Genomic DNA, 21,296 nt, shown 5'->3' with positions numbered 1-21,296 from the left:
CACCGGGCCGCGACAGGACGAGCGTGGAGGCGAGGACAGCGAAAGGAGCCGTCATGAAAGGGCTTGTCTACGGCGGACCGGGAGTCCGGTCCTGGACGGAGATTCCCGATGCCCGAATCCAGGATCCGCGTGACGCGGTCATCCGGGTCGACGCGGTCACCATCTGCGGTACGGACCTGCACATCCTGGGTGGCGACGTGCCCGAGGTGGCTTCCGGCCGGGTGCTCGGACACGAGGCCGTCGGTACGGTCGTCGACGTCGGCGGCGGCGTCGCCGGACTGACACCGGGAGACCGGGTAGTGGCGTCGTGCATCTCCGCCTGCGGGATCTGCCGCTACTGCCGGGAGGGCGTGTACGGCCAGTGCCGTGGCGGTGGCGGCTGGATCCTCGGCCACCTCGTCGACGGCGTCCAGGCGGAGTACGCACGGATCCCGTTCGCCGACCTGTCCACGTACAAGCTGCCGGAGCAGGTCAGCGACGAGGCGGCCGTGCTGCTCGCCGACATCCTGCCCACCTCGTACGAGGTCGGCGTCCTCAACGGCCAGGTGCGCCCGGGCGACACCGTGGTGATCGTGGGTGCCGGACCGATCGGGCTGGCGGCCGTGGTGACCGCGCGGCTCTTCTCGCCCGCCCACATCGTGGTGGTCGACAAAGCGGAGAGCCGGCTGCAGGCGGCGAAGATGTTCGGCGCCGACACGACGGTGGTGGCCGGCGCGGAGGACCCGATGTCCGTCGTGCAGGCGCTGACCGGCGGGCTCGGCGCGGACGTGGCGATGGAGGCCGTCGGCACGCCGCAGACCTTCGAGCTGTGCGCGACGCTGGTGCGGCCCGGTGGCCGGGTGGCGAACATCGGCGTGCACGGCAAGCCGGCCACGTTGCACCTGGAAGACCTGTGGATCCGTGATGTCACGATCACCACCGGCCTGGTCGACACGTCGTCGACGCCGAAGCTGCTCGCCATGCTCGTCGCCGGGCAACTCGACCTCGGGCACATGGTCACGCACCGGTTCGGCCTCGAGGAGTTCATGGCGGCGTACGACGTCTTCGCGGACCCGGCACACTCGGGCGCGCTGAAAGTGGTGCTGTCGCGATGAGAACCCCGACACTGCTCGCCGCCGCCGTCCTGACGGCGGCGGCCGTGGCCGGCTCACCGCCGGTCCGGCACCGGATGCTCACGTGGGGCGCCACCCCCGAGGAAGCGGCCGGGCCCCTGGCCGGCGACGACCTGCTGCCGGACGCCCCGCTGATCTCCACCCGCGCGATCACCATCGGTGCCCAGCCGGCGGCCGTCTGGCCGTGGCTGGTGCAGATGGGCAGCGGCCGCGGCGGCGCGTACACCTATGACTGGATCGAGAACCTGTTCGGCCTGAACATGCACAGCGCCGACGAGGTCCTTCCGCAGTTCCAGCAGCTCACCGTCGGCGACGTCCTGCCGCTGGGCGCGACCGGGCCCGCCATGCGGGTCGAGATCTGCGACAGGGAGCGAACCCTGGCCATCCGCTCTACCGACGGCGCCTGGGTGTGGATCTTCGCGCTCCGCCCGGAGGCCGGCGGTACGCGACTCATCAGCCGGAACCGGATCAGGATCTCCGGCGCCGGCCCGGTCCGTCGGTTCCTCTACGACCTGGTGATGACGCCCGGCAGTCTCGTCATGGAACGCCGGATGCTGCTGGGCATCAAGCAACGCGCCGAGCGGCCCGGAGCACATCATCCGGCGTCCTCGGCATCGTCCGGGCGGACAGGCCTGTGCCTCGGCGCGAGTCGAAAGGCCCCAGCCCGCCCGCCCTCCAGTCCTCCAGCCGACCAGGCGCAAGCGGGGCCGGCAGCACATCGTTGAGGCGTCGACAAATGCAGCCCTCATCCCGGGCCGACCGGGCCTCCGCCGTGGACCAGGATCAGGCGGACCGGCTCCTTCGCATAGTGCCGGAGTTTCCCTGCGCCACCTGGGGAGGCGACGAGCAGCGCACCGGCGGACATGTGGAACTCCAACTCGCTCATCTCGTGGGCGCTGGCGGTGAGCGGCCACCCGGTCCGGCACATAGTTCCGCCGCCGGGTGGCCGGGCGCCGGGCTGGACAGCCGGCCTTGTGGTCGCCGCCCGGCAGCGGCCAACGCAGCAGACCGGTCAGCGGCCCGTCCGCCGCGCCGCGGGCCTGCGGCGCGGTGACGATGCCGTAGCAGAGGGCGGACATGACCGCGGCCGTCATGGGCGGGGCCGGCGCGGTACGGAGAGCTCCGGCGCGGCGTCGGTCACCGAAGGATGCCGGTGTGCCCGAGGGAGTAGCGGCCCGGCTGGGGCCATACGCACAGGCCGTACGGTTGCCGGCCGGTTTTGATGCGCGCGAGCAGGTGCCCGGTGCCGGTGTCGATCGCGTACACCTCGGCGTTGTAGCGGCCGGAGAGCCACAGCACCTTGCCGTCGGCGGAGACGCCATCCATGTCGGGGCTGGTGCGGCCGGGTAACCGCCACTTCCTGACCACGCTACGGGTGGCGAAGCTGATCACCGACACGCTGCCCTCGCCCCGGTTCGCGATGTACAGCAACCGGGAGTCCCGGCTCGGGTAGAGGCCGCGCGCCGGCGCCGGTCGGCTCGAACGACGGCATGGTGAAGCGGTCGCCGTGAAGCGGCGCGTCGGCGGGACGCACCAGGCCGGCGGCAGGATGCGAGGTCGTCGTCGATCGCCGGACGGCCGAAGCGGTCACGGTCCGGCTGAGCCCGGCCGTCCAGGACAGCGGTCACCGCCCGGGCCGGCGGGTCGGTCCAGTCGGTCCCGGGTCATCGGTACGCCCTGCGGGGTGAACCAGCCCATCGTGCCCCGCCGGGCGCCACACGCCTTGGAACCGGTGGACGTCGGCGGGCTCGACCAGGCCGCGAACGTCGAAGGGTTCGCCCGCATGAATGTCAACCTCGGCTTCGGGCAGGGCCGGGGAACAGTTGTGTACCGCTATGACACTCGCTGACGAGCGCGGGACTACTCGTCACGCCGCTGCGTCGGTCCGGACATGCCGCAGGCGCTGGCGCGGCACCCCGGCCGCGCTCAGCCGGCCGGCGACCTCGGTCGACGAGTTGTCGAGGAACACCGCGACCTTCAGGTCCTCGCCGAGGTCGCATGCCGCGACGAGCGCGCCCAGGTTGATCGGGTCGAGGTCGTCCAGGTCCCGCAGGTCGAGGATCAGCCGCAGCGGGCGGATGTGGCGGACCGCCCGCACGAGGATGCGACGCAGCTCGACCGCATCGTCGGCGTGCAGGACACCGTGGGGCTGGATGACGAGGTTTCCGTCGGGGCTGGTTTCAACGTCGACCGTCGCACCGGTCATCGTGTCGCCTTCCACTACCGGGGATGCTCCGAGCCGCCAAGACTAGGCGCTGAGCGAACGCCCGTCGACTTCTTCGGGAAACTTCACCTCACAGTGCTGTCACGATCGCTGCCGCGCTGAGGGCCAGGCCGACGATCAGGCACAACGCCAGCCCGGTAGCGGTGAGGCGGCGGTTGAGGGGGCGGGCGCCGGACGCGGGGGCGCTCTGAGCCAGCCAGGTCGTGCCGCCCAGGAGCAGCAGTACCGCGATCTCTGCGAAGATCATGTCGATCACCTCAAGCAAGCGGTCTGTTGCTCTCAGTGTCGGCTGGATCGCGGAACCGCCACGTCGCGCGGGAGTGAACGTTGCATGAACTGCGGCTCGTCGCACGGACCGAGCAGGCCGATCTGCCACGCGGCTCGTACACGGCGGTGTCGTGCACCAGCGTGCGGGACGACATTGGTTCCGGGCATCAGGTTGAGGTGCTGCAACATCAATTTCCCACGGGAGGCCCTCTGCGGCCTGGTACGGCGAGCCGGCTCGGAACCTCCCATTCCGTCACCGCGTATTCGGTCACGATCCGCGCTTCAGGGAATCAGCCGGCAGGCCGGGAATGTAAGCGTGCGCCGGCGCGCCGGACATCATCCCGGCGGGGTGAGGTATCGCCGTTGCAGAGTTCCGACAATTCCGCCAGCCCCTCATCGAGCGGGCCAGGGTTGCGAAAGAGGGGAAGTGCTGACATGACCACACGCGAGCGGCGGCCCGACGGCCGCATCCGGCCGTTCACCGTACAGATTCCCAAAGACGCGCTCGACGATCTCCAGCGTCGTCTGGCGGCGACGCGCTGGCCGACCGGAGAGATCGCCAGCGACCGGTCTCAGGGTGTGCAACTGGCAGTGATGCAGGCGCTGCGCCAGTACTGGGCGACTCAGTACGACGGACAGCGGGTCGAATCCCGGCTCAACGCACTGCCGCAATTCATCACCGAGATCGATGGGGTGGACATCCACTTCGTGCACGTCAGATCCCACCACCGGGACGCGCTGCCGCTGATCATGACCCACGGCTGGCCGGGCTCGGTCATCGAGATGCTCGACTCGGTCGGCCCGCTCACCGATCCCACCACGCACGGCGGCACCGCCCAGGATGCGTTCCACCTCGTGCTGCCGTCGCTGCCCGGGTACGGCTTCTCGGGTGAGCCGGCCGAGCTCGGGTGGGATCTCGTGCGGACCGCGCGCGCATGGTCGGAACTCATGCGCCGACTCGGCTATGACCGCTATGTGGCCCAGGGCGGTGACGTCGGCGCCGGTGTCACCGACGCGATGGGACGTCTGGGTCCCGATGGGCTGGCGGGTATCCACACCAACCTGCTCGTACCTGCGCTCAACGACCCGACGTCGCTGCCGAGCGACGCGGAGCCGGAACGTGCGGCGCTCGCCGCCATCAAGACCTTCCAGACCAGCGGGAACGGCTACTTCGTGGAGATGTCCACCCGGCCGCAGACGATCGGGTACGCGCTGCTGGACTCGCCGGCCGCGCTCGCCGCCTGGATGGTCGACCACGACACCGACGCCTACTACAAGATTGCCCGCGCGTTCGTCGACGGTCAGCCTTCGGGCAACCTCACCCGCGACAACATCCTCGACAACATCACGGCCTACTGGCTGACCGGCACCGGCGCATCCGCGGCCCGGTCGTACTGGGAGGCTTACGGGCCGGACGCGCCCGCCGCGGGCAGCGCGCCGCTCCCGCCGCCCCGAGTGCCGGTCGGCTTCAGCACGTTCCCGGGCGAGATCTGGCGTACGCCGCGCAGCTGGGCCGAGAAGGCCTACCCGACTCTCGACTATTTCGGCGAGGCCGAACGCGGCGGCCACTTCGCTGCCTGGGAAGAGCCGGAGCTGTTCGCGGCGCAACTCCGTGCCGCCTTCCGTCCATTGCGGCGGGAAGGTCTGTCATGAAAATCGTCGTAGTCGGCGGAACCGGCCTGATCGGTTCGAGACTCGTGACGAGACTCGGGGCGCAGGGCCATGAAATGGTGGCGGCAGCCCCGAACACGGGGGTCGACACGCTCACCGGTGACGGGCTCGCCGACGCGCTGGAGGGTGCGTCAGTGGTGATAGACGTGTCGAACTCGCCGTCGTTCGAGGACGACGCGGTGATGAGGTTCTTCGACACCTCCACCCGTCATCTGCTCGCCGGTGAAGCCCTGGCCGGCGTCGCCCACCACGTCGCGCTGTCGGTGGTAGGGGCCGACCGGTTGCCCGAGAGCGGCTATTTCCGGGCGAAGGTCGCTCAGGAGCATCTGATCGAGAGAGCTTCGGTCCCGTATTCGATCGTGCACGCGACACAGTTCTTCGAGTTCGTGAGCAGCATTGTCGATGCCGCCACCGTCGACGGTACGGTGCGGGTCGCGCCGGTCTGGTTCCAGCCGATAGCGGGCGATGACGTGGCCGAGGCGGTCGCCCGCATCGCGACCGGGCCGCCCTTGAACGCCCACGTCGAGGTCGCCGGGCCCGAGCGGTCCCGGATGGACGATTTCCTCCGGAGAGTGCTGGCCGCTCGTCACGATCCGCGTGAGGTCGTCACCGACCCTCACGCCCGCTACTTCGGCGCCGAGCTGAGCGAGGGGACGCTGGTGCCGCGCGGTGACGCGATCCTCGCCGAGACCCGCTACCGCGACTGGGCGGGCCGGACGACGGTTGCCGGGATTTCGTTCTTGCCGTGACGGAGCGACCCATGTCCGGCCCGAGCAGCGCATCCCGTCGGTTAGCCTGCCGTCATGGCGAGCGCCGAGCTGGATGAGTTGATCGTCGCGGACGCCGAGGCGCTGCGCGCGTGGTTGTCGGCCCACCACGCCACGTCGCCCGGAGTTTGGCTGGGCCTGACCAAGAAGGGCGGCACGGTCACCACGCTGACCTGGCAGCTGGCGGTCGATGAGGCACTCTGCTTCGGCTGGATCGACGGGCAGACCCGGAAAGGGGATCACGAGATCTCCTGGATCCGGTATACGCCCCGTAGACCCCGCAGCGCCTGGTCACAACGCAACATCGCCAACGTGGCTCGGTTGGAGGCGCAGGGACGCATGCTGCCCCCGGGCCGCGCCGCGGTAGACGCCGCGAAAGCGGACGGGCGGTGGGCGACGGCCTACGCGCCTGCGTCAGAAGCCGAGGCACCGGCCGACCTCCTCGCCGCCATCGCCGCCGTACCGGCTGCCCAGGCCATGTTCGACGTACTCACCAAGACCAACCGGTTCGCTCTCATCTACCGGCTCAATGCCGTCAAACGAGCGCAGACCCGCGAGCGGAAGATCGGCGAGTTCGTCGCCATGCTGGCCCGTCACGAGACGATCTATCCGCAGAAAGCCAAGCCTCCGACTTCGCGTTGATCGCTCCTGGACGCTGTGGTCGGATATCGACGATCATCTAAGGTTGTCGCGCTTGGTGGGCCTGCCGGCCCGTTTCGTGATCGGTGCCGCGGCGTGCGGAAATGGGCCGATCGTCCGGGTGGGCCTCGGTCGGCCCGGCAGTCTCGGACCTGGGAGACCAACTATCTGGATCTCATCCTCGACAGCCCTGATGAGACTGGCTCCCGAGCATTCAGGAAGTTCCTGGAACTCTGCCGGGCGGAAGCCCGCAGGTCGGCATCGACCCCCGCTGGGCGGCTCGAACACATGCCGCGATGCGCCGTGCCGGCCTGTCCGAGGTCACGACCAGCACGCACGCAAGCTCCTGGACCGGTGGGACGGGAGCGTGCGTCCTCCACCGGAGCAACACCTTCCAACTCGAGAGCAAGCTCATCGAGGACGGCTTCACCGAGGAGGAACTGAAAACGCTCCGGGAAATCCTCCTCCACTCCCGCTTCGCCATTTCCTCATATCTCATGTTCACGACGGTGGGACGGCGACGGCAATAGCGAGCTGGCTGCCCTCCGCCGGCCGTGGTACGGCCGGCGGCACCCGGCTGTAGAGCTCGGTTCGGCTCGGGCGAGCAGCAGCGCTCAGCTCACGCCCTCGAACCGAACCTGCGGGTCGTCCTTGGCCTGGGCCCCCCAGACCGCGTCGTAGCGGGAGGTGTCACCGGACAGCGTGTAGCGGAACCAGTCGGTGAGCAGCCGGCGGGTCAGCTTGAGTTGCGTGGCCCGGTCGATGGTCCCGCTGTCGCAGAAGATGCTGGTGCTGTCCATGAATCCGCAGTGGTAGCCGCCGATGATGGTGCGCAGCTGCTTCGGGGCCGGTTTGGCGTTGTAGATGGGGATCTGGTGGTCGGCCGGCGGCGCGATCGTGTCGTGGTCGCCTGCCACGAGCATGGCGGGGATCCGTACGGTCGCGGCGGCCGTCACCGCGGACGGATTCGTCTCGGCTGCGGCCAGGTTGGCGACCGAGCGTACGTTCGGGTTGCGGGCCGCCGCCAGGATGCTGGCGCCACCGCCCATCGAGTGGCCGGACAGGGCGAGGGCCTTGGGGTCGACGTGGCCGGCGAAGCGTGAACCTGTGGTGGTGTCCTGGACGACGAACCAGGTCAGCGTGGCGTTGAGGTCGTCGGCGAAGGCCGAGTGGCTGGGGGACAGGCCGCCCTGTGACGTGGGTGCGGCCACGATGTAGCCCCACGAGGCCAGGTGGGACAGGGTCGAGGTGTATTTCCCGACGCTCTGGAAGAAGCCGTGCCCGAAGGCGATGACCCCGAAGTCGCCGGCGGCCACGGGCTGGTTGGCGCCGGCCGTCGTGGCCGGATACCAGACCTTCGCGGTGAACGACCGGCCTGAGGCGTTGACGGTGACGTCGGTGCTGCCGACGGCGTAGGCCCCCGGCGCGGAGCTGTCGTCGGCGGTGGCGGCGAGCGCCGGGGCCGGGGCGACGAACATCGATGAGGCGAGAGTGAGGGTGGCCAGTGCTGTCCGGAACATCGTTCCTCCAGGTGGGAAGGACTATGCCATCTGTTTCAGCGCTTCCGGTGCCGACTCGGCGGGTTGCGCCGGTCGCCGCCCGAGCAGCGCGAACGGCCAGATCAGAAGAACCAGTACGGCGAGCAGGAGGTACTCGATCATCGGGATGCGCACGATCTCGTCGAGGCGGGCGAAGCCGCGCCACGAGTACACGCCGATCGCCGCCGCTGCCGGGTAACCGACCAGACGATGAGCCGCACGATCGAGCGGCTGGACCGTACGGGTCACGTGCAGCGCGCGGCCGACCGGCGAGATCGCCGGCGCATCCTGGTCGCGATCAACGACGAGGGCGTGACGGCGCTGGCCGCCGCTCGGCGCGAGGAGCGCCGGTCCGAGCTCCTGCTCGGCGCGGTGGACGACTACGACCACCTCCGCCACCAGCTCATCACCTTGATCACGGTGGCCGCACCGCCCGATGCCGCACCTTGACGCGGTGCTAAACGGTAGCGATCTTCGGTGCTGCTCAGCGTGCTCGGCCGGCGTCCGATCGGATCCCCTGTGACGAGGTTCGCACCGGACGCGCCGCGGTACCGCCGCGACATGCATCTGGCCGGCATGCTGACGATGATCAACTTCGCCATCGGCACGGGCTACTGCCTCTTCACGCTCGACCAGCCGCACCACCCGGTCATCCTCGCTGTGTGGAGCTTCGGCGTGCTGATGGGCATCGCGGTCCTCGTGCGCCGGGTGCACAGCCTGGGGCGGGCGACGCGGCGTGCACTGATGGTCGGCCTGTCGATGACCAGTACGGCCATCGTCACCATCGGCGCGATGCTGGACGGCGGTGCCGGCTCGCCCGCGGCGTTCGGGTTCTTCCCCGTCATGATCTTCATCGCGATCAGCACTCCGCCCCGGGTGCTCATCCCGTTGGAGGTGTTCAACGGCGCTGCGTATCTCGTCGTCGCCGCGGTCGGTGCCCCTACCCGGCCGGGCTACGTGTTCATCAGCCTGGCCGGCATGATCGGTACGATCAGCATCTGCGCGATGCAGGGCAGCCTGGTGGCGCGTCAACGTGCCGAACTGCGTCTCATCGCTCACCTCGATCCGTTGACGGGAGCGCTGAACCGGCGCGGCCTGGAGTTCCGGGCCGCCGATTCGGCCGCAGCGGAGGCGGCGGTCATCTGCCTGGATTTCGACGGCTTCAAGCAGCTCAATGACACCCAGGGCCACGCGGCCGGTGACGACCTGCTCTGCTGGTCGGTGGCGGCCATGCGTACCGTGCTGCGCGCGGATGATCTGGTGGTGCGCCTCGGCGGGGACGAGTTCGCTGTCGTGCTCTCCCGGGTCGACGACGTCGAGGGGGTCAAGACCAGGCTGGTTCGCGCGCTCGGTGAACGGATCGCTGCGAGCGCGGGAACCGCATCGGCGCCCCGGGACGGCGCGACGGTCGCCGATCTGATGGCCGTGGCCGACAAGCGGCTCTACGACGTCAAACGGAACCGGAAGCGGTCCGCGCCGCTGCCGCAGGCGGACGACATCGCTCAGGACGTCCACCCGGCGCCGGCCGGTGGGGCGAAGCGGTCGCCGTAGAGGTGCGCCAGCTCGCTCGCGCGGGCCGCGAAGCCTGCGGGGCCGCCGCGGAACTGGCGTACGAAGCGCAGCACTCCGCCCGTCCACGCGGGGAATCCGATGCCCAGCAGTGAGCCGATGTTGCCGTCGGCTTCCGAGCGCAGCACACCTTCGTCCAGGCACCGCAGCGCGTCGAGCGATTCGGCGAACAGCAGCCGGTGCTGCAGATCCGCCAGCGGAAGCTGGCGACCCGCGGGCGTCTGCATGGCTGCCAGGCCGCTCCAGAGCCGCCGGCGGCGCCCGTTCTCGTAGTCGTAGAAGCCGCGGCCCTCGGCTCGGCCCGGACGCTCGTGGCCGTCCAGCAGCTCGTCGACGACGGCGTGGGCCGGCAGGGCGACGAAGTCAGGGCCCAGGGCCGACTCGAACTGGCGCCGGATCCGGCGGATCAGGCTCAGCGAGACCTCGTCGGCGAGCGCGAGCGGGCCGGTCGGGTAGCCGGCCTGCAGCGCCGCCTGTTCGATCGAGGGTGCCGGGACGCCTTCGGCGAGCATGCCGATCGCCTCGTCCAGGAAGCGGCCGATCACCCGGCTGGTGAAGAAGCCGCGTCCGTCGTTGACCACGATCGGGGTCTTCCCGAGGCGCCGGGCCAGGTCGAAAGCCCGGGCCACCGCGGCGTCCCCGGTCTGCTCGCCGACCACGATCTCCAGCAACGGCATGCGGTCGACGGGGGAGAAGAAGTGCATCCCGAGGAAATCAGCGGGCCGGCTGACGCCGCCGGCCAGGCCGGATATCGGCAGTGTCGAGGTGTTGGAGGCGAGTAGCGCTCCCGGTGCGAGCACCGGTTCCACCTCGGCGAAGACCGTACGCTTCAAGCCGGGGTCCTCGAACACCGCCTCGATGACGGCGTCGCAGCCCGCAAGCGTCCCCACGTCGGCCGTCGTGGTGATCCGTGCCGAGATCTGCGCCGCCCGGTCATCGCCGCGGCGGCCCGCCAGCATCTGCGCATGTGCCAGCGCCTTCGCGGCCGCCTCCTCGGTCACGTCCTTGACGACGACCTCCAGGCCCGCCCTGGCACACGCGTAGGCGATGCCGGCGCCCATCATGCCCGCGCCGAGCACCGCGACCCGGGTCACCGCGGGCACGTCGACGGCCGGCCGGCTCGCGCCACCCTCGACCGCGTTGCGGTCGACGAAGAAGGCACCGATCATGTTCTTGGCGATCTGACCGGTGAGAACGCTGATCAGGTATTGGGTCTCGATGCGCAGGGCGGTGTCCAGGTCGGTCCGCGCCCCCTCCACGGCCGTGGCCAGGATGGCCTCGGGTGCCGGCATCCGGTTGCCTTTGAGCCGTTTGCGCAGCCCGGCCGGCAGTAACGGGAGCTGCGCGGCCAGCGAAGGGCTGGACGGCGTGCCGCCGGGCATCCGGTATCCGCGGCGATCCCACGGCTGGTCCGCGGCCGGGTTCGCGGCTATCCACTCGCGGGCCTGGGCGAGCATGTCGTCGGGGGTGGCCGCGACCGTGTCGACGAGTCCGGCGGCCAGGGCGTCGGCCGGACGGAATTGCCGACCGGTCAGCAGCACGGTGGTCAGGGCCGTCGTCAGGCCCATCATCCGTACGGTACGGGTGATGCCGCCCGCCCCCGGCAGCAGCCCCAGGGTGACCTCGGGGAGTCCGATCCGGGATCCGGGCGCGTCCAGGGCGATGCGGTGATGGCAGGCCAGCGCGATCTCGAACCCGCCGCCGAGTGCGGTGCCGTTGATCGCCGCGACCACCGGCCGGCCCAGCCGCTCCAGCCTGCGCAGGTCGTCCTTGATCCGGGTGAGCAGCGCGTCGAGCGCGGGCGAGTCCGCCGGCGTGGCGGTGATCATCGAGGACAGATCACCGCCGACGAAGAACGTGTCCTTCGCGCTCGTGACGATGACCCCGGTGACGGTGTCCAGCTCCGACTCGAGCCGGTTCAGCGCGGCGCCCATCGACTCGGCGTACGCCTGGTTCATGATGTTGGTTGACCGGTGCGGGTCGTCGAAGGTGAGGGTGACGATGCCGTCGCCGTCGTGCTGGTAGCCGACCGTTGTCATCAGGAGACCCGTTCGATGATCGTGGCGACGCCCATGCCGCCGCCGATGCAGAGGGTGATCAGGGCGCGCTGCCGGTCGCGGCGTTCGAGTTCGTCCAGGGCCGTGCCGAGCAGCATCGCGCCGGTGGCGCCGAGGGGGTGGCCGAGGGCGATCGCCCCGCCGTTGACGTTGACCTGATCCGGATCGAGCTCCAGATCGCGGATGTACTTGAGCACGACGGCCGCGAAGGCTTCGTTGATCTCGTAGAGGTCGATGTCGGACGGAGTGAGCCCGGCGATGGCCAGCGCCTTGCGGGTGGCCGGGATGGGACCGGTCAGCATCAGCGTCGGGTCGGCACCGCTGACCGCGGCGGCGATGATCCGGGCCCGGGGGGTGAGGCCCAGGTCCTCGCCGGCGGAGCCGGAGCCGATGAGGACGAGCGATGCGCCGTCCACGATGCCGGACGAGTTCCCGGCATGGTGGACGTGGTCGACGGCTTCGAGCCAGTGGAACTTCTGCAGCGCCACGGCGTCGAAGCCGCCTTCCTCGCCGAGATCCGCGAAGGACGGCTTGAGGGCGGCGAGGGTCGCTCGGGTGGTTTCCGGGCGCAGATGCTCGTCAGCCTCGAGGACGACGCTGCCGTTCCGGTCGCGCACGGGGATGACGGACCGTGCGAAGTGCCCGCCGGCCCACGCTTTGGCGGCCCGTTCCTGCGACACCTGCGCCCATCCGTCGACGTCGGTGCGGCTGAAGCCCTCCAGCGTGGCGATCAGGTCGGCGCTGATGCCCTGCGGAACGAACGACGTGGCCAGGGCGGTCTCCGGGTCATCGGCCCACGCGCCGCCGTCCGATCCCATCGGCACCCGCGACATCGATTCGACGCCGCCGGCCAGCAGCAGGTGGTCCCAGCCGGAGCGGATGCGCGCCGCGGCGGTGTTGACGGCCTCCAGTCCGGAGGCGCAGAAGCGGTTGAGCTGAACGCCGGCGACGTGGTCCGGCAGGCCCGCGAGCAGTGCCGCCGCCCGGGGCAGAACACCGCCCTGTTCCCCGATCGGCGTCACGATGCCCATGACGAGGTCGTCGAGGCGGGCGGTATCCAGGCCGGGTTGCCGTTCGCGGAGTGCATCGATCAAGCCGACCACCAGGGAGATGGGCTTCGTCGCGTGCAGCGAGCCGGTTCGGCGGCCGCGTCCGCGTGGGGTGCGGACGGCGTCGTAGACGTACGCGTGGCCGTCAGAGGGCACGGGCGATCAGCTCCTTCATGATCTCGTTGGTGCCGCCGTAGATCTTCTGGGCGCGGGCATCGGCGTACATCCGCGCTATCGGGTAGTCGGTGGTGTATCCGTTACCGCCGAACAGTTGCAGGCATCTGTCGACGACCTCGCACTGTCCTTCGGTGAGCCAGTGCTTCGCCATCGCCGCGGTGGCGGCGTCCAGCTCGCCGCGCAGGTGCCGCGCGATGCAGTCGTCGAGGAAGACGCGACTCACCCTGGTCCGGGTCGCACACTCGGCGAGGACCATGCGGGTGTTCTGGTGACCGATCAGCGGTCTGCCGAAGGCGGTGCGCTCTTTCGCGTACGCGGTCGTCAGTGCGAGCGCGCGTTCCATCACCGCCACCGCGCCGACGCCGATCACCAGGCGTTCCTGGGGCAGCTGGTGCATGAGCTGGGCGAAGCCCAGCCCCTCGGCGCCGCCGAGGAGGTTGCCGGCCGGGACCCGGAAGTCGTCGAAGAAGAGTTCGGCGGTGTCGTTGTCCTTGAGGCCGAGCTTGGACAGCAGCCGTCCCCGCAGGAAGCCCGGCGGGTCGCCGACGACCTCGCAGACCAGCAGCGAGATCCCGGCGGCGCGGGCGGCCGGATCGGTCTTGACCGCGAGGATGACGAGGTCGGCGAGTCCGCCGTTGCTGATGAAGGTCTTGGCGCCGTTCACCACGTAGGCGTCGCCGTCGCGCCGGGCGCTGGTCCGCATGGCCTGGAGATCGGAGCCCGCGTCCGGTTCGGTCATCGCGATCGCTCCGAGCAGGTCGCCGCGGCACAGTCCGGGGAGCCAGCGCTGCTTCTGCTCCTCGCTGCCGTAGGCGACGAGATATCCGGTGACGATGCCGCTGTGCACCGCGAGGCCGAGGCTGGTGTCGCCGGAGTACGCCTGCTCGTGCAGCAGGACGGCCTCATGACTGAAGTCGCCGTCTCCGCCGCCGTAGGCCGCCGGTACGGACAGTCCGAGCAGGCCAAGCTCGCCGGCCTTGCGGTAGTGCTCGCGGTCGGGGTGGCCCTGCTCGAGAAGACGCGCGGCATGCGGCAGCACCTGCTTGGCGAAGAACGCGCGGATCAGCTCGGCGAGGTCGTCATGCTCGGGTTCGCGCCATGAGGACATGGCGTTTACCTTCACCGGCTATTGGCAAGCTGTCAATAGCTCCGCGCAACGCCGCGGATCGTCGAGGAACGGAAGGTGCCCGCAGCCGGGGAGGAGCACGTGGCGAGCGCTCGGAAGGGCGGCGCGAGCCCGTGCGGCCTGCCCGCGGTACGGGAGGACCAGGTCGCGCGTACCCCAGGCGACGGTCACCGGGATGCCGGCCAGCGCCCCGGGGTCGTGGGCGATCTCGTGGTGCCACGCACCGAATGCCCGGCGCGCCGTGTCGAAGCCGGGTGCGGTGACCAAGGCGCGAGCCGAGCCGAGGCATTCCGCCGCGGACAGTCGCGACGGGTGGCCGTAGAAGGGCGAACACAGCGCCGTCCGTGCGGGCCGGAACGTCACGAGGCGGGGCAGGACCGGATCGAGTGCGGCGCTCAACCTGCGGCTGCCGCCGACCACCGTCTGGCACCACCGTCGCCCGGCCCGCCGCCAGAAGCCGACCGGTGCGAAGGCTGTGACGGCGCTCGCCCGGCCGCGCCGGCCCAGCTCGAGAGCGATGCCACCGCCCAGGGAACTGCCCGCCACCTCGGGCGCCGCAAGACCCAGCGCATCCAGGAAATCCGCGACCAGGCCGGCCAGGTGGTCCACCGATCCGGCGCACGCGGTGCGCGGCGGAGGTTCCCACGCGGGGGAGGCGCCGAAGCCGGGCAGGTCGAGCGCGATCACGTCATGATGCCGGCTGGCCTCGTCCAGGACCGGCTCCCACACCTGCCACCGGCTGCCGATGCCGTGGATGAGCACGAGCGGCGGTCCGCTGCCGCGCCGATGATGAGCGAGCATGCCCGGTCCCTTGTTGACAGCCTGACAACAGGGTGCCACGGTAGCCCATGGCGTACGACTACGGCGTCCTGATCATCGGCTCCGGCTTCGGTGGCGGGGTCGCGGCCCTGCGGCTCGCCGAGAAGGGCTATCGCGTCGGCGTGCTCGAGGCCGGTCGTCGCTTCGCTGACGAACACTTCGCCAAGACCTCCTGGCGGCTGCGCGACTACATCTTCGCTCCCGCTCTCGGCTGCTACGGCATCCTGCGGCTGACCCTGCTGCCCCACGTGCTGGTGATGTCGGGTGCCGGGGTGGGCGGCGGGTCGCTCGGCTACGCCAACACCCTCTACGAGCCGCCGGACGCCTTCTACGCCGACCCGCAGTGGGCGTCGATCACCGATTGGAAGGATGAGCTCGCCCCCTCCTTCGACCAGGCGTCGAGGATGCTGGGGGTGGTGACCAATCCGATCGAGACACCCGCGGACCGGACCCTGCGCGCCGTCGCGGACGATCTCGGCGCCGGGCACACGTACCGGCGTACGCCGGTGGGTGTGCTCTTCGGCGACGTGCCCGGCACCCCTGTCCCGGACCCCTTCTTCGGCGGGGCCGGACCCGCGCGCCGGACCTGCACCAGCTGCGGCGCCTGCATGACCGGCTGCCGCGTGGGCGCCAAGAACACGATCGTCAAGAACTACCTGCACCTCGCCGAGGCGGCCGGCGCGGTCGTTCATCCGATGACCACCGCGGTGGGCGTCGTGCCGCTGGCGGGCGGCGGGTACGCGGTGACCACCCGTGCCACGGGCGGAGTGCGCCGCCGCCGCTTCACCGCGGAGCAAGTGATCTTTGCGGCGGGGGCGCTCGGTACGCAGCGACTCCTGCACCGGATGCGTGCACGCGGCGTCCTGCCGCACATCTCTGCGCGACTGGGCGAACTCAGCCGCACCAACTCGGAGTCGATCCTGGGCGCGCGTTCCCGGCGGCGCGACGTGGACATGAGCCGCGGCGTCGCGATCACATCCTCGATCCACCCCGACCCGGTGACCCACGTCGAACCCGTACGCTACGGGCCCGGCAGCAATCTGCTGGCGCTGCTGGCGACCGTGCTCGTCGACGACACCGGGGGGCGGCGGCGCTGGGTGGCGGGCCTGCGGGAACTGGCTCGGTCGTGGCGCGATCTGCGCCTGCTGACGTCGCCGCGGCGCTGGTCGCAGCAGACCATCGTGCTACTGGCCATGCAGCCGCTCGACAACTCCCTGACCCTGTTCCGGCGGCGGGGCAGGCTCGCCAGTCGTCCCGGGGTCGGCGCGCCGAGTCCGGCGTGGGTGCCCGCCGCGCACGATGTCGCGCGCCGGGTGGCCGAGAAGGTGAACGGCGTACCGCTCGGCGCGGTCACCGAACTCGTCGGGCGGCCGGTGACCGGGCACTTCATCGGCGGCTGCGCGATCGGCCGTGACCCGGCGAGCGGCGTGGTGGACGCCTACCACCGGTTGTTCGGTCATCCCGGGCTCCATGTCCTCGACGGGTCCGCGGTCGCCGCGAACCCGGGCGTCAACCCGTCGCTGACCATCACCGCGCTCGCCGAGCGCGCGGTCTCGTTCTGGCCCAATGCGGGCGACCCCGACCCGAGGCCGGAGCCCGGCATGCCGTACGCCCGCCTCCTGCCGGTGCCTCCTCGCCAACCCGCCGTCCCCGCCGCGGCTCCCGCCGCCCTGCGCCTTCGCCGACTGTGAAGGAGGCGAACGATAGGGTCGGCGCGTGGGTGAGGAGACGGCGCAGACGCGCAGACGGCTGGAACCGGACGTCCGGCGAGGGCAGATCCTGGCCTGCGCGGTGCGCCTGTTCGCCGAGCGGCCGTTCGCCGAGGTGTCGACGACCGACATCGCCCGTACCGCCGGGGTGGCCCGCGGGCTGATCAACCACTACTTCGGCACCAAGAAGGACCTCTACCTGGAGGTCATCAGGTCGATGCTGACCATTCCCGAGGTGGCCGTCGAGCGGCTGCCGGCCGGCGACCTGCGTACCCGTGTGGACGCGAGCGTGGCCTGGTTCCTCGACGTGGTGTCCAGGCACAGCACGTCGTGGCTCGCCGCCGCGGCCGCCGGAGGCATGACCCATGACGCCGATGTGGAGCGGGTGCTGGCAGAGGCGGAAGACGTCGCGGCGGACAGCATCCTGGTGGCGGTCGGGCTGGCCGACGTGAGCGAGCATCGGGAGCAGTTGCGCGGCATGACGCGCGCCTACGTCGGCCTCGCTTCCGCGACCGCGAAGGAATGGCTCAGGCGCGATGTGCTGAGCCGCGAGCAGGTGCATCTGCTGCTCGCGACGACGCTGATGGCACTCGTGGAATCGGTGTTCCCGACGGTCATGACAGCCTCGCGGTAAGCCTATTGGCAACCCGCCAACAGGTTGCTAACGTTCGGCACCATGACGGCCACCCTGGGTGGCACTGCCACCCCTACCACCATGTGCGAGGCGTTCCAGGCCACCGTGGTGCGCCAGCCCAGCACTGTCGCGTTGCGTACCGCGGGCGGCGGCACGGTCCTGACCTGGGCCCGCTACGCCGCCGAGGTCCGCCGGATCGCGGCCGGGCTCGCGGCCCTGGGCGTGCGCCGCGGCGACCCGATCGCCTTGCTGCTGACCAACCGCCCCGAGTTCCACCTCGTCGACACCGCGGCCCAGCATCTCGGCGCCGTACCGTTCTCCTGCTATCACAATGCCGCGCCTGCCCAGATCGCCCACCTGCTGAACGACTCCGGCGCACGCCTCGCCGTGACGGAGCGCCGGCTCAGTGCCCTCCTGACCGATGGCCCGGCCCGGCCGTCGCGGCTCATCGTCGTCGACGGCCCCGCCGGGAGCCTCACCCTCGACGACGTCGCCGGCCGGGGCGCACCCGGCTTCGATCTGGAAGCCGCCGCCCGGGCCGTCGCCCCCGGCGACCTGCTGACATTGGTGTACACCTCAGGCACCACCGGGGCGCCCAAGGCAGTGGAGATCACCCACGCCGCCATGGCGGCCATGGCCACGTCCAGCGCGGCCGCGCTCGGCATGCGCGCCGGCGACCGGCTGATCTCCTTCCTGCCCTCGGCGCACATCGCCGACCGCTGGGCCAACCATTACCTGCACAGCTGGGTCGGTACCGAGGTGACCACCCTTGCCGACCCGCGCGACATCCTGGACGCTCTGCGCGACGTCCGTCCCACGTTGTTCGGTGCGGTTCCGCAGATCTGGCAGCGGCTCGCCGCCGGCGTACGCCACATGCTCGGGGCCGACCCGCACCTGCAGCACGCGGTCGACGTCGCTCTGCAATACGCCGCGGCCCGGCGCTCGGGCGAGGTGCCGGCCGACCTGGCGGCGGCCTACCGGGTGGCGGACCAGCGCGCGCTGAGCGGCCTCCGTGCTCACCTGGGACTGGACCGGGTTCGGCTGGCCGTCACCGCCGCCGCCCCCGCGCCGCCGGCCATGGTGGAGTTCGTCAACGCCCTCGGCGTCCCGCTCAGCGAGGCGTGGGGCATGTCGGAGCTGTCCGGCATGGCGACCATGAACCCGCCGGGGGACATCCGTCCGGGAACGGTCGGGCGGCCGCTGCCGGGCGTCGAGATCCGCCTCGCTCCGGACGGCGAGCTCCTGGTCCGCGGCGCCATGGTGATGCGCGGATATCGCGGGCGCCCGGAGGACACCCGCGCGGCTGTGGACCCCGACGGCTGGCTTCATACCGGCGACGTCGCCATCGTCGATGCCGACGGCTACGTGAGCATCGTCGATCGCAAGAAGGAAATTGTGATCACCTCGGGTGGCGAGAACGTCGCGCCCGCGCGGGTGGAGTTGGCGATCAAGACACACTGCCCGCTCGTCGCCCACGCCGTGGTCGCCGGCGACGCCCGTCCGTACCTGGTCGCGCTCCTCGTGCTGGACCCCGAGGCGGTGGAGGCGTCCGCGCTTCCCGATCCCCAGGCGCTCCGGAAGGTGATCGACGCCGGCATCGACGCGGCGAACGGCACCCTGTCGCGGGCGGAACAGGTACGGGCGTTCACCGTCCTCACCGACGGCGCATGGACGCCCGGCGGCGACATGGTGACCGCGACCATGAAGGTGCGGCGACGGCCGGTCCTGCAGGCGTACGCGGAGCGCATCGAGGCGCTGTATGCGCAGGCGCAGCGCCCATGACGGCCCGGCCCCGGGTGGTGATCATCGGTGGCGGCTTCGGCGGCGTGGCGGTCGCCGCGGCGTTGCACCGCGCCGGCTTCACGAACGTGATGCTGCTGGAACGAGCTGACCGCATCGGGGGAGTGTGGCGCGACAACGGGTACCCCGGGTGCGCCTGCGACGTCCCGGCCCCGCTGTACTCGTACTCGTTCGCCCCCAACCCTGAGTGGTCACGACGGTTTCCGTCGCACGCGGAGATCCTGGCTTACCTGGACCGGTGCGTCACCGACCTCGGGCTCCGGCACCTCGTGCGCCTCGGTACCGAGGTGACCGATGCCGGCTGGGACGAGGACGGCCAATGCTGGCGGCTCCGTACGGCGGGAGGCGAGGAGATCATCGCGGACGTTGTCGTGCCCGCCTGTGGGCAGCTGTCACGTCCCGCGGTCCCGGACATTCCCGGGGCCGCGTCATTTCGCGGTCCCGCCCTCCACACCGCCCGGTGGGATCCGGCCTTGCGAGTCGACGGCAAGCGGGTGGCGGTGATCGGCACCGGCGCGAGCGCGATCCAGATCGTCCCGGCCATCGCCGGGGCCGCCTGCGGCGTCATCGTCTTCCAGCGCAGCGCTCCGTGGACTCTTCCCAAGCCTGACCGCCGCTACGGGAGAACACGGCGGGCTCTGTTCCGGCGATTTCCGTTCCTCATGCGGGCGTCGCGGGCCGGAACCTATGCCATGACCGTCTTCACCGGAGCCGCGGTCCTCGGCAACCCGGTGGCAGGCGCCGTGCTGCGCGCGGCCTCGCGGGTCCAACGCCGGTGGCAGATCCGCGATCCCCGGCTGCGGGCTCGGATCACGCCGGTCGAGCCGATGGGCTGCAAACGCGTGCTGTTCACGAGTTCGTGGCTGCCCGCGCTGGCCCGCCCCGACGTCGACCTCGTGACCGAACCGATCGTGGCGGTGACGCCGGACTCCGTGCGTACGGCGGACGGCGTCGATCATCCTTGCGACGTGATCGTCTACGGCACGGGTTTCACGGCGACGGAGTTCCTCGTGCCGATGCGCGTGGCCGGGCGGGACGGTGCGTTGCTCGACGACGTCTGGCGCGACGGCGCGCACGCGTACCTCGGCATGACCGTTCCCGGGTTCCCCAACATGTTCCTGGTCTACGGCCCCAACACCAATACCGGAAACACTTCGGTCATCCTCTTCCACGAGGCGCAGGCCCGTTACATCGTCCAGGCGGTCTCCCGGATCGCGCGCGGGAACGGCCCGCTGGACGTCCGGCCGGATGTCGCGGCGGCCTACGACGAGGAACTCCAGGCCCGCCTGGCCGGCAGCGTCTGGACCGCCTGCCGCAGCTGGTACCGGACGGCGAGCGGGCGCGTCGTCACCAACTGGCCCGGCAACGCCCGTGAGTACCGGCGCCGGACGGCCCGCTTGCAGCCGGACGACTTCCGTGCCGGCGTACGGACCGCCCGCAGGACGGCTTCCGGCCGATGAAGGAATCAGGGGCGCCCCGCGGGGGTGGACGGCTTCACGCCGAATGTCAGCCGGAAATCGGTCAGCGCCAGCGTGAGCAGCGGCCGCCGACCGGCAAGGTAGCCCAGCGGCCCGCCCGGCTCGGCCCGCCAGGCAGCCCGGTGCAGCCGCAGGCCCGCCCGGCCCCGTACCGTGGTGCGCTTGACGGTGCCGCCCAGGTCCTGCACCACGCGCATCGGCGTCGGCCATCGCCCCGGCAGCCGCACCCCCGCACGGAAGGATGCCGAACCGATCGCGCCGGCGACTCCGTCGGTGCGGCCGTCCGGCGCCGTCCGCACGCTCAGCTCGGCGAGGTCCTTCGGAATGCCCCAGAGTTCGCGCCCGCCGTCGCGCGACTCCGCGCTGTCCACCCAGATCTCGGTGATGCATACCCGCGGGCGCCACCCCTCGCGCACCAGCACCGCCGACAGCAATTCCTGGTAGTGCAGCACGCCACCCGGCTCGTAGCGCACCCATGCCGCGCCGACGAGGGCCTGCCGGCCGAACGGCAGCCGCCGCACGGTCGTCGCGAGCCCGCCGGGCAACGGTGCCAGGGCCGAGCGGGGCACGGCGAAGAGCGACAGATAGAGCTGACCGCGCAGGTTCCAGGGCTCGGGCGGATACATGGCAGGCGACCTCCCGGGCATCATCGTATCGATA

General features: G+C 70.8%; 23 protein-coding genes. 12 read left to right on the top strand and 11 right to left on the bottom strand.

Annotated elements, in window-relative coordinates; translation table 11 throughout:
• Positions 1-53: 53 nt before the first annotated feature.
• Together ACIBO8_RS31375 and ACIBO8_RS31370 are read left to right on the top strand one after the other, a co-directional pair.
• Positions 54-1,094 (top strand): alcohol dehydrogenase catalytic domain-containing protein, encoded by a 1,041-nt coding sequence (locus ACIBO8_RS31375; protein ID WP_396119001.1) that lies wholly within the window; start codon positions 54-56, stop codon positions 1,092-1,094.
• Positions 1,091-1,837 (top strand): SRPBCC family protein, encoded by a 747-nt coding sequence (locus ACIBO8_RS31370; RefSeq protein WP_396119000.1) that lies wholly within the window; start codon positions 1,091-1,093, stop codon positions 1,835-1,837. The genes ACIBO8_RS31375 and ACIBO8_RS31370 overlap by 4 nt, the downstream gene beginning before the upstream one ends.
• Before the next feature lie 20 nt (positions 1,838-1,857).
• On the opposite strand, the gene ACIBO8_RS31365 is transcribed toward ACIBO8_RS31370, so the two are convergent.
• Both ACIBO8_RS31365 and ACIBO8_RS31360 read right to left on the bottom strand, forming a co-directional pair.
• Entirely contained in the window at positions 1,858-1,998 is a 141-nt protein-coding gene (locus ACIBO8_RS31365) for a hypothetical protein (protein WP_396118999.1), read from the bottom strand.
• Positions 1,999-2,249: 251 nt separating this feature from the next.
• On the bottom strand, positions 2,250-2,501 hold the full coding sequence (locus tag ACIBO8_RS31360) for a YncE family protein (protein WP_396119186.1): 252 nt from the start codon (positions 2,499-2,501) through the stop codon (positions 2,250-2,252).
• Between the two features lie 295 nt (positions 2,502-2,796).
• Between ACIBO8_RS31360 and ACIBO8_RS31355 the strand changes: the two genes are divergently transcribed.
• Positions 2,797-2,961, top strand: coding sequence for a hypothetical protein (locus tag ACIBO8_RS31355; RefSeq protein ID WP_396118998.1), 165 nt, complete (start codon positions 2,797-2,799; stop codon positions 2,959-2,961).
• Between the two features lie 18 nt (positions 2,962-2,979).
• Here ACIBO8_RS31355 and ACIBO8_RS31350 read toward each other — a convergent pair whose 3' ends face one another.
• Together ACIBO8_RS31350 and ACIBO8_RS31345 are read right to left on the bottom strand one after the other, a co-directional pair.
• The gene (locus ACIBO8_RS31350) at positions 2,980-3,318 is read right to left on the bottom strand and encodes an STAS domain-containing protein (protein WP_396118997.1); all 339 of its coding nucleotides are present in this window, start codon (positions 3,316-3,318) and stop codon (positions 2,980-2,982) included.
• Between the two features lie 88 nt (positions 3,319-3,406).
• Positions 3,407-3,583: a hypothetical protein gene (locus tag ACIBO8_RS31345; protein WP_396118996.1), complete on the bottom strand. Its 177-nt coding sequence runs from the start codon at positions 3,581-3,583 to the stop codon at positions 3,407-3,409.
• An 80-nt stretch (positions 3,584-3,663) separates the two neighbouring features.
• Here ACIBO8_RS31345 and ACIBO8_RS31340 point away from each other — a divergent pair, with 80 nt between their 5' ends.
• Genes ACIBO8_RS31340 through ACIBO8_RS31330 form a run of 3 tightly spaced genes read left to right on the top strand, consistent with a single transcriptional unit; the run spans position 3,664 to position 6,683 of the window.
• Positions 3,664-5,256 carry an epoxide hydrolase family protein gene (locus tag ACIBO8_RS31340; RefSeq protein WP_396118995.1) on the top strand — a complete coding sequence of 531 codons (1,593 nt, stop codon included), beginning with the start codon at positions 3,664-3,666 and terminating at the stop codon, positions 5,254-5,256.
• Positions 5,253-6,023 (top strand): SDR family oxidoreductase, encoded by a 771-nt coding sequence (locus ACIBO8_RS31335; protein ID WP_396118994.1) that lies wholly within the window; start codon positions 5,253-5,255, stop codon positions 6,021-6,023. The genes ACIBO8_RS31340 and ACIBO8_RS31335 overlap by 4 nt, the downstream gene beginning before the upstream one ends.
• A gap of 54 nt (positions 6,024-6,077) precedes the next feature.
• Positions 6,078-6,683, top strand: coding sequence for a YdeI family protein (locus ACIBO8_RS31330; RefSeq protein WP_396118993.1), 606 nt, complete (start codon positions 6,078-6,080; stop codon positions 6,681-6,683).
• Positions 6,684-7,294: 611 nt separating this feature from the next.
• Here the strand turns inward: ACIBO8_RS31330 and ACIBO8_RS31325 are convergent.
• Positions 7,295-8,200, bottom strand: coding sequence for an alpha/beta hydrolase family protein (locus ACIBO8_RS31325; RefSeq protein WP_396118992.1), 906 nt, complete (start codon positions 8,198-8,200; stop codon positions 7,295-7,297).
• Between the two features lie 21 nt (positions 8,201-8,221).
• Positions 8,222-8,392 carry a hypothetical protein gene (locus tag ACIBO8_RS31320; RefSeq protein ID WP_396118991.1) on the bottom strand — a complete coding sequence of 57 codons (171 nt, stop codon included), beginning with the start codon at positions 8,390-8,392 and terminating at the stop codon, positions 8,222-8,224.
• Positions 8,393-8,428: 36 nt separating this feature from the next.
• On the opposite strand from ACIBO8_RS31320, the gene ACIBO8_RS31315 reads away from it, so the two are divergent.
• Together ACIBO8_RS31315 and ACIBO8_RS31310 are read left to right on the top strand one after the other, a co-directional pair.
• On the top strand, positions 8,429-8,668 hold the full coding sequence (locus ACIBO8_RS31315) for a hypothetical protein (protein ID WP_396118990.1): 240 nt from the start codon (positions 8,429-8,431) through the stop codon (positions 8,666-8,668).
• A 69-nt stretch (positions 8,669-8,737) separates the two neighbouring features.
• Complete coding sequence (locus ACIBO8_RS31310; protein ID WP_396118989.1) at positions 8,738-9,769, top strand: GGDEF domain-containing protein; 1,032 nt, start codon at positions 8,738-8,740, stop codon at positions 9,767-9,769.
• On the opposite strand, the gene ACIBO8_RS31305 is transcribed toward ACIBO8_RS31310, so the two are convergent.
• The 4 genes from ACIBO8_RS31305 to ACIBO8_RS31290 are packed head-to-tail and all read right to left on the bottom strand — an operon-like array spanning position 9,721 to position 14,997.
• On the bottom strand, positions 9,721-11,826 hold the full coding sequence (locus ACIBO8_RS31305; RefSeq protein WP_396118988.1) for a 3-hydroxyacyl-CoA dehydrogenase NAD-binding domain-containing protein: 2,106 nt from the start codon (positions 11,824-11,826) through the stop codon (positions 9,721-9,723). The genes ACIBO8_RS31310 and ACIBO8_RS31305 overlap by 49 nt on opposite strands.
• Positions 11,826-13,049 carry an acetyl-CoA C-acetyltransferase gene (locus ACIBO8_RS31300; RefSeq protein ID WP_396118987.1) on the bottom strand — a complete coding sequence of 408 codons (1,224 nt, stop codon included), beginning with the start codon at positions 13,047-13,049 and terminating at the stop codon, positions 11,826-11,828. The genes ACIBO8_RS31305 and ACIBO8_RS31300 overlap by 1 nt, the downstream gene beginning before the upstream one ends.
• The gene (locus ACIBO8_RS31295; protein ID WP_396118986.1) at positions 13,039-14,178 is read right to left on the bottom strand and encodes an acyl-CoA dehydrogenase family protein; all 1,140 of its coding nucleotides are present in this window, start codon (positions 14,176-14,178) and stop codon (positions 13,039-13,041) included. Before ACIBO8_RS31295 ends, ACIBO8_RS31300 begins: the two co-directional genes overlap by 11 nt.
• An 18-nt stretch (positions 14,179-14,196) precedes the next feature.
• A complete protein-coding gene (locus tag ACIBO8_RS31290; RefSeq protein WP_396118984.1) occupies positions 14,197-14,997 on the bottom strand; it encodes an alpha/beta fold hydrolase in 801 nt (266 codons plus the stop codon).
• A gap of 47 nt (positions 14,998-15,044) precedes the next feature.
• Between ACIBO8_RS31290 and ACIBO8_RS31285 the strand changes: the two genes are divergently transcribed.
• From ACIBO8_RS31285 to ACIBO8_RS31270, 4 genes are read left to right on the top strand one after another with little or no spacing between them, the layout of a single operon-like run.
• On the top strand, positions 15,045-16,706 hold the full coding sequence (locus ACIBO8_RS31285; protein WP_396118983.1) for a GMC oxidoreductase: 1,662 nt from the start codon (positions 15,045-15,047) through the stop codon (positions 16,704-16,706).
• 25 nt (positions 16,707-16,731) lie between these two features.
• Positions 16,732-17,358, top strand: coding sequence for a TetR/AcrR family transcriptional regulator (locus tag ACIBO8_RS31280; protein WP_396118982.1), 627 nt, complete (start codon positions 16,732-16,734; stop codon positions 17,356-17,358).
• 42 nt (positions 17,359-17,400) lie between these two features.
• Positions 17,401-19,140, top strand: a complete 1,740-nt coding sequence (locus ACIBO8_RS31275) for an AMP-dependent synthetase/ligase (RefSeq protein WP_396118981.1) — start codon at positions 17,401-17,403, stop codon at positions 19,138-19,140.
• Complete coding sequence (locus ACIBO8_RS31270) at positions 19,137-20,618, top strand: flavin-containing monooxygenase (RefSeq protein WP_396118980.1); 1,482 nt, start codon at positions 19,137-19,139, stop codon at positions 20,616-20,618. Before ACIBO8_RS31275 ends, ACIBO8_RS31270 begins: the two co-directional genes overlap by 4 nt.
• 5 nt (positions 20,619-20,623) lie before the next feature.
• Here the strand turns inward: ACIBO8_RS31270 and ACIBO8_RS31265 are convergent, their stop codons facing one another.
• The gene (locus tag ACIBO8_RS31265) at positions 20,624-21,262 is read right to left on the bottom strand and encodes an acetoacetate decarboxylase family protein (protein WP_396118979.1); all 639 of its coding nucleotides are present in this window, start codon (positions 21,260-21,262) and stop codon (positions 20,624-20,626) included.
• Positions 21,263-21,296 lie beyond the last annotated feature (34 nt).

The sequence above is a fragment of the Actinoplanes sp. NPDC049681 genome (assembly GCF_044465265.1).
GTDB lineage: Bacteria > Actinomycetota > Actinomycetes > Mycobacteriales > Micromonosporaceae > Actinoplanes.
The sequence above is the reverse complement of the archived record's forward strand: the minus strand, read 5'-3'. Positions and strand labels throughout refer to the sequence as shown.

Excerpts from the sequence above, each read along its gene's own strand:
- ACIBO8_RS31375 (WP_396119001.1), top strand. The coding sequence starts at position 54 with ATGAAAGGGCTTGTCTACGGCGGACCGGGAGTCCGGTCCTGGACGGAG.
- ACIBO8_RS31370 (WP_396119000.1), top strand. The coding sequence starts at position 1,091 with ATGAGAACCCCGACACTGCTCGCCGCCGCCGTCCTGACGGCGGCGGCC.
- ACIBO8_RS31365 (WP_396118999.1), bottom strand. The coding sequence starts at position 1,998 with ATGAGCGAGTTGGAGTTCCACATGTCCGCCGGTGCGCTGCTCGTCGCC.
- ACIBO8_RS31350 (WP_396118997.1), bottom strand. The coding sequence starts at position 3,318 with ATGACCGGTGCGACGGTCGACGTTGAAACCAGCCCCGACGGAAACCTC.
- ACIBO8_RS31345 (WP_396118996.1), bottom strand. The coding sequence starts at position 3,583 with ATGATCTTCGCAGAGATCGCGGTACTGCTGCTCCTGGGCGGCACGACC.
- ACIBO8_RS31335 (WP_396118994.1), top strand. The coding sequence starts at position 5,253 with ATGAAAATCGTCGTAGTCGGCGGAACCGGCCTGATCGGTTCGAGACTC.
- ACIBO8_RS31330 (WP_396118993.1), top strand. The coding sequence starts at position 6,078 with ATGGCGAGCGCCGAGCTGGATGAGTTGATCGTCGCGGACGCCGAGGCG.
- ACIBO8_RS31325 (WP_396118992.1), bottom strand. The coding sequence starts at position 8,200 with ATGTTCCGGACAGCACTGGCCACCCTCACTCTCGCCTCATCGATGTTC.
- ACIBO8_RS31315 (WP_396118990.1), top strand. The coding sequence starts at position 8,429 with ATGAGCCGCACGATCGAGCGGCTGGACCGTACGGGTCACGTGCAGCGC.
- ACIBO8_RS31305 (WP_396118988.1), bottom strand. The coding sequence starts at position 11,826 with ATGACAACGGTCGGCTACCAGCACGACGGCGACGGCATCGTCACCCTC.
- ACIBO8_RS31295 (WP_396118986.1), bottom strand. The coding sequence starts at position 14,178 with ATGTCCTCATGGCGCGAACCCGAGCATGACGACCTCGCCGAGCTGATC.
- ACIBO8_RS31290 (WP_396118984.1), bottom strand. The coding sequence starts at position 14,997 with ATGCTCGCTCATCATCGGCGCGGCAGCGGACCGCCGCTCGTGCTCATC.
- ACIBO8_RS31285 (WP_396118983.1), top strand. The coding sequence starts at position 15,045 with ATGGCGTACGACTACGGCGTCCTGATCATCGGCTCCGGCTTCGGTGGC.
- ACIBO8_RS31275 (WP_396118981.1), top strand. The coding sequence starts at position 17,401 with ATGACGGCCACCCTGGGTGGCACTGCCACCCCTACCACCATGTGCGAG.
- ACIBO8_RS31270 (WP_396118980.1), top strand. The coding sequence starts at position 19,137 with ATGACGGCCCGGCCCCGGGTGGTGATCATCGGTGGCGGCTTCGGCGGC.
- ACIBO8_RS31265 (WP_396118979.1), bottom strand. The coding sequence starts at position 21,262 with ATGTATCCGCCCGAGCCCTGGAACCTGCGCGGTCAGCTCTATCTGTCG.